This window comes from Acidithiobacillus albertensis, from assembly GCF_001931655.1.
Classification (GTDB): Bacteria; Pseudomonadota; Gammaproteobacteria; order Acidithiobacillales; family Acidithiobacillaceae; genus Acidithiobacillus; species Acidithiobacillus thiooxidans.
Window position 1 is genome coordinate 1 of sequence record NZ_MOAD01000044.1, and the last position, 4,916, is coordinate 4,916.

General features: G+C 54.0%; 5 protein-coding genes. All 5 read right to left on the minus strand.

Annotated features, from left to right (window positions below; genetic code table 11):
- Window positions 1–61: 61 nt before the first annotated feature.
- Window positions 62–262, minus strand: coding sequence for a PDDEXK family nuclease (locus BLW97_RS19850; protein ID WP_075324111.1), 201 nt, complete (start codon window positions 260–262; stop codon window positions 62–64).
- 115 nt (window positions 263–377) lie between these two features.
- The gene (locus BLW97_RS17580; RefSeq protein ID WP_010641013.1) at window positions 378–1,559 is read right to left on the minus strand and encodes a GspE/PulE/PilB domain-containing protein; all 1,182 of its coding nucleotides are present in this window, start codon (window positions 1,557–1,559) and stop codon (window positions 378–380) included.
- Entirely contained in the window at window positions 1,549–3,042 is a 1,494-nt protein-coding gene (locus BLW97_RS17585; RefSeq protein WP_242947870.1) for a GspE/PulE/PilB domain-containing protein, read from the minus strand. Before BLW97_RS17585 ends, BLW97_RS17580 begins: the two co-directional genes overlap by 11 nt.
- A gap of 280 nt (window positions 3,043–3,322) precedes the next feature.
- Window positions 3,323–3,841, minus strand: a complete 519-nt coding sequence (locus BLW97_RS17595; protein ID WP_010641007.1) for a DsrE family protein — start codon at window positions 3,839–3,841, stop codon at window positions 3,323–3,325.
- A 22-nt stretch (window positions 3,842–3,863) separates the two neighbouring features.
- A complete protein-coding gene (locus BLW97_RS17600; RefSeq protein WP_242947871.1) occupies window positions 3,864–4,715 on the minus strand; it encodes a hypothetical protein in 852 nt (283 codons plus the stop codon).
- Window positions 4,716–4,916: the final 201 nt, after the last annotated feature.

A 4,916-nucleotide genomic window follows, 5' to 3' on the forward strand; every position in this document is an offset into this window, starting at 1 on the left:
CCATCCAGGAATGTCAAAGCGAGGTTCTGCATGCCCTCCGGGTAAAAAAACCAGCCGCGTCTCAGCAACTGACGCTGTTGTAGTGGAGCGTTTTGAAATCGCTATTAGCAATATCAATAAGTTGCGAGATTAACTGTCGAACTCGGGTGGCCCTGGCCATGGCATAAACCTGCCCGGCCACATACTCATGGCGTATATCTGCGCGCTCCTCACCTTCCAGATACTCTTTGCCAGACAAAGGCCGTAACATGGCTATCTGCATGACCTTTCCTCCTGACTCAGCGTATCAACAGTCCTCATCATAAAACGTGGAAGCTTCTGTGTCATCGCCGCAAGATGGCAAGAAATAGCGGGTAGCGCCGGGATGATTCTTCCCTTTAGGGCTTGATGTCGCGCCCCAAGCCATATTTTAGGCGGCGGGCAGGCAAATACCAGAACAAACCATCCAGCAGCATCAGGCAGCCCGCAGCAATCAGAATATAATCGGTGAAACTGTAGGGTGTCGCGCCCAGTATTTTGTGGATGGCCAGACCCAGGCCGATAAATGCCACCCCGGTGCGGATCAGCGACAACCCGGTTCGGGCGCGCGCGTAAGAGGCGCGGTGACTGGCGGCAATGGTGCGCTGGGCGGCGAGCATATTACGCTCGCGGGCCAGATGGGTGCGCTCCTTGCTGGCCGGAACCGGGCGCAAAATCGAACAGTAATGGGGAATGGCCGCCGCCAGTCTGGCCAGGGCACTGTCATCCTCCGCCTCAACCGGGGCTTCAGGAAGGTGATAACGATCGGTAAAGCGCACGTTCTCGGTCGTAATATCAATCAAGGCGCTTTGGCAGGGTAGATCCATGCGGCTGCCACGCACTTTCAGATAATCGAACAAGCCGATCAGGGCCAGAACAATGCCGACCAACAAAATCGGCAGGTGGTAAGGTGAGAGGTCGTTGTGGGAGACTTTAGTCAGCACATTGGCCAGTGCCACCATGGCAAGCCCCCAGCGTAGCAACTTCATGGCCGTCCGGGCGCGGGCATGAGCGGTACGATGGGCAGCCAGCTTGGTGCGCCAGTGCGCCATGGTGTTACGCCAATAGGCCAGGCCCGTGCGCTCAATGCCAATGAGCAAGGGTGCCTCGGCATGCTTGTAGTCCTGTATGTACCAGCGGATGTCTTCCTTGAGCGCGACACGAAATTCGTAATGATGGGCAGGGATCAGCTCCTGAACCTGGGCACGCATGCTCAGGTTGTTCGGGTCAGCCGCAGCGATGATGACCGTATCGCCCATCTGCCGGATGGGAAACCACTCTCCGGTAAGCAGCACCTTGCCATCCAGGCCCGAAAACAGCTGCGGCACGGGCAGGCGCTCATCATATTGCGCGATAGCGCAGTCATAATGCCGGGCCAGCGCATCCAGCAAGGTGCAGCGCGTCACGGCCAATTCTTTCAATAAGATGCGTTCGGCGTCGATACCGCGCTTGGCGGCACTATGTAGTGCCGACTGGAGCAGGGCTTCACTCAGAATGCCCTGCTCAACCAGGGGATAATAGGGAGATATTTCAGTGTTCATGCGGATAGTTGGTGCGCTTCCAGGCGCTTTTCGGCTGACTATAATCGGCATCGGCGATTTCAAAACTACCGTCGACAAGTGGTGAACTGCGCTTGACCCGTTCTGCCGGCAGATACCAGCGCAGGCCATCGACAATGAGATACAGGCCAATGATCACCAACGCGGCATCAAAAATTGTCCAGAGGATGTCTACATGGCCCGTAAATTCGAAGTAAATATAGAGTCCGGCGCCGACCGTCATGATGCTGAAGCCGGTGCGGATGAAAGCCATGCCGGTGCGCGCCCGGGCCATGACCGTCCGCAGCCGCGACATGACGTTGCGTTTGTCCGCAAGGGTAGTGCGCTCCAGCGCCAGGCCGGTAGTTGCAAAAACTCCTGGGCGCGCCTGCTCGGCATTGGCCTCAACTAGCGGATCTATATTGTGGGTATAAAGGCATAAAGAGGGAAAAATGCGGTCCCAAGGCCCGCGTTTGACGTGGGCATTACTCACCGCTTCCAGCGCCCTATTGGCGGCATCCCGCCCGGGATGGTACCAGAGAAAACCCTCCACCAGCATGAAAAGGCCAATAGCAATCAGACTCCAGTCAAAAATCGACCAGGGACCGGTAGGAAATTTGCGGATGAAGCCAATACCGATAGCCGCAAAGGCCACACCGGTCCGGGCAAAGGCGAGTCCCGTCCGCGCTTTGGCCATCATCGTCCGCAGATAGGCCAGAATGGTGCGTTCTTCGGCGAGATTGGTCCGGTCATTCGCCAGGAAACGCCGCCTCTCGACCGGAGAAAGTGCATCCCAGGCCTCACGCAGTCCGGCAGCCACCGCAACCACCGGACTGCGTCGAAATGCCATCTGCCCGCCCGGATCAATGACATTCAGGGCTGAATAGTTTTCGGGAACCGCGTAGGGGAGATAGGTTTTGATGGCGCGCGACTCCTGTCGCGCCGGCAAATACCAGAGCAGGCCGTCAATCATGGCCAGAATCCCGAAAACCAGGAGTGGGATTTCAAAAAAAAACCAGGCCCCACCACCGAACAGGCGCAAAAAGGCGACACCAATACTGGTCAACGCGACCCCCGTGCGTGCCAGAGCCAGCCCGGTGCGGCTGCGCGCAAAACGGGTCCGTTGCGCGGAGTAGCGGGTGCGTTCTCCGGCCAGATAGGTACGGATCTTAGCCAGTGGTGTACGCCCGCCATATACGGGAAAATCGTTATTCAGATCAGCACTGTTTTCAATCAGACGAATGAGATCAGGGCGCGTGGCGACCCTGAAAGTGAGGTTTTCGACACCAAGGGTTTGCCGGATATGCGCCAGCAAAGCCGGATCATCCGGTGTACAGACTATGACTTCAGCACTTTCCGCCGTCCAGGCCACAGGCAACCATAACTCGTTTCTCAGAGTGTCCACGTCGAGTCGGCGGAGGATTGCCTGAGATGCAACCAGCCCCTCGTCGTATTCGACCACGGGACAAGCATAGCGGTCCTTCAAGTCATCAATCAGTTTCTCTTTTGGTAATGCTTTTATCGTAATACCCCAAATAAATAACCATCGGCAGCACAGTACTGCGCAGACAAATATCTGCGCAGATACGCAGATGCAAACCGCCTATTATAAACAAATCGTGGCAGCAGTGACCAGCCGTAGTCGCGGGCAATAAAATTTCTGGATAGATAATAATAGATATTATGAATTGATCCATTAAAAAAGGATGCATGGACAGCAAGCTGTCTTATACATCCTAAGGACGGAAGAACGATCGTAAAGGATATCAGGGTTTGATATAGCTGAAGCCAGCATGCTCCAGTTGCATGATGCGGACGATGCCTGCCGGAACAATGACCACCGAAGGATCCAGTTTGGGAAGATGGCCGGTTTTCTTCTTGAACTCTTCCATGCTGTTATGGCACACATCGAACTCCACGCCCTCAGCATTAATCGCGGCAATGCGACTCGCCACCGGGCTGTTGGGAAGATACATTTTGATGCCCGGCCCAAACGCCACGACAACAATCTGAACCTTCTGCTGACCAAAATAATTGAGCAGGTTCTGCGCATTATTCAAGGTAAGATTCCAGCGGGCTGGATTAGCCTGACTGACCTGGATCACCACATGATGCTCGGCAAAAGGCAAATCATGAATAAAAGTGGGGTGATTAAAATGAAAATCATGGAGCATCGAAACATTGGCCGAATCGACATTGGCCGAGGCAGTGGTCATGCCCAACATGCCCATCACCGGCAAAGCGCTGGCTAATACGGCCGCCTTCAAAAAGTTCTTCAATAACATTACCATCTCCTCGTTATCTTCATCAAAAGGCAATCATCGCCTGCATGGCAAATTCATTATCCACGGCATCGGAAATACTATTCGCAACAGGATTAGGCTGATGCGGTACATCCAGCGTCCGGAAGTAGTAACCGGCCATGATTTTGGTCAGTGGCGTGAAGTGATACTGCAGACCGATAGCCCAGGTCTTGAAAATGCGTTGCTGTGCTGGATCATTGGGCAAGCGGTCGTAATAGTCATAACGTAAATTCGCTTCAATATGCTTGGTCAAAAACAAGCCGCCTTCCAGCATGTAACCATTAGCCGTGTTCTGACTGCCGGGATAAAGTTGGGTGTTGGTCAGTGGTGCAGCCAGACCAGGGGCGCTGCTGAATGCCGAAGCTGCCGATATCCAGCCGGTACCACGCATGTACTGGAAGCGGAATTGCCTGCCCCATTGGTGCATATAACCCTGCAAATACTGCACATCCACGCCGTAGCGATTCATACTGTAACTGGTGTCATTCAATTCAGGGCTGGCATGTTGATACCAGATACCCGCCTGCACATCGCTACGGAAGGGCCCTTTCCCCCCGAATATATAAGCTTCCTGCAAGCGCGCTGCATACAAAGGACTGCTGGATTGATTGCCGGCGGCCACCGTGCCAAACATTCCAATCATGGCGCCGTAGGTAAATTCCCAGTGACCGTTACGGAACCAGTCAAAGGCCATGATGCCTGGATAGCGGAAGGCATTAACACCCAGAGTCTGTTGACCATTAATCAAGTAGGCATTCAGTTTAGTATTGATTTTGTAAGGATTTCTGGAGTTATACATTGGTTGCTGCATCAATTGCCCAATCATCGTCGATGACAACACAAAGTTATAACTCATGAATCCTTGCATGGCTCCTTCGGCACTAGGCGCACGAATAAGGCCCGCTTCAAGGCTCTTCGTCAGATTGAGTGGGTAGGGGGTAGAATGCTGTGGAGCGGTCGTGCCCTGAATAGGAGTTAGCTGATGGTCCCTGAAGAGCTGTTTTCTCTCGCGTTAGGATTGGTTCCGCCGTGGTTGGTGGATCATGTGACTTTCACG

Coding starts and splice junctions, on each gene's coding strand:
- BLW97_RS19850 (WP_075324111.1), bottom strand. CDS start 262: ATGCAGATAGCCATGTTACGGCCTTTGTCTGGCAAAGAGTATCTGGAA.
- BLW97_RS17580 (WP_010641013.1), bottom strand. CDS start 1,559: ATGAACACTGAAATATCTCCCTATTATCCCCTGGTTGAGCAGGGCATT.
- BLW97_RS17595 (WP_010641007.1), bottom strand. CDS start 3,841: ATGTTATTGAAGAACTTTTTGAAGGCGGCCGTATTAGCCAGCGCTTTG.
- BLW97_RS17600 (WP_242947871.1), bottom strand. CDS start 4,715: ATGAGTTATAACTTTGTGTTGTCATCGACGATGATTGGGCAATTGATG.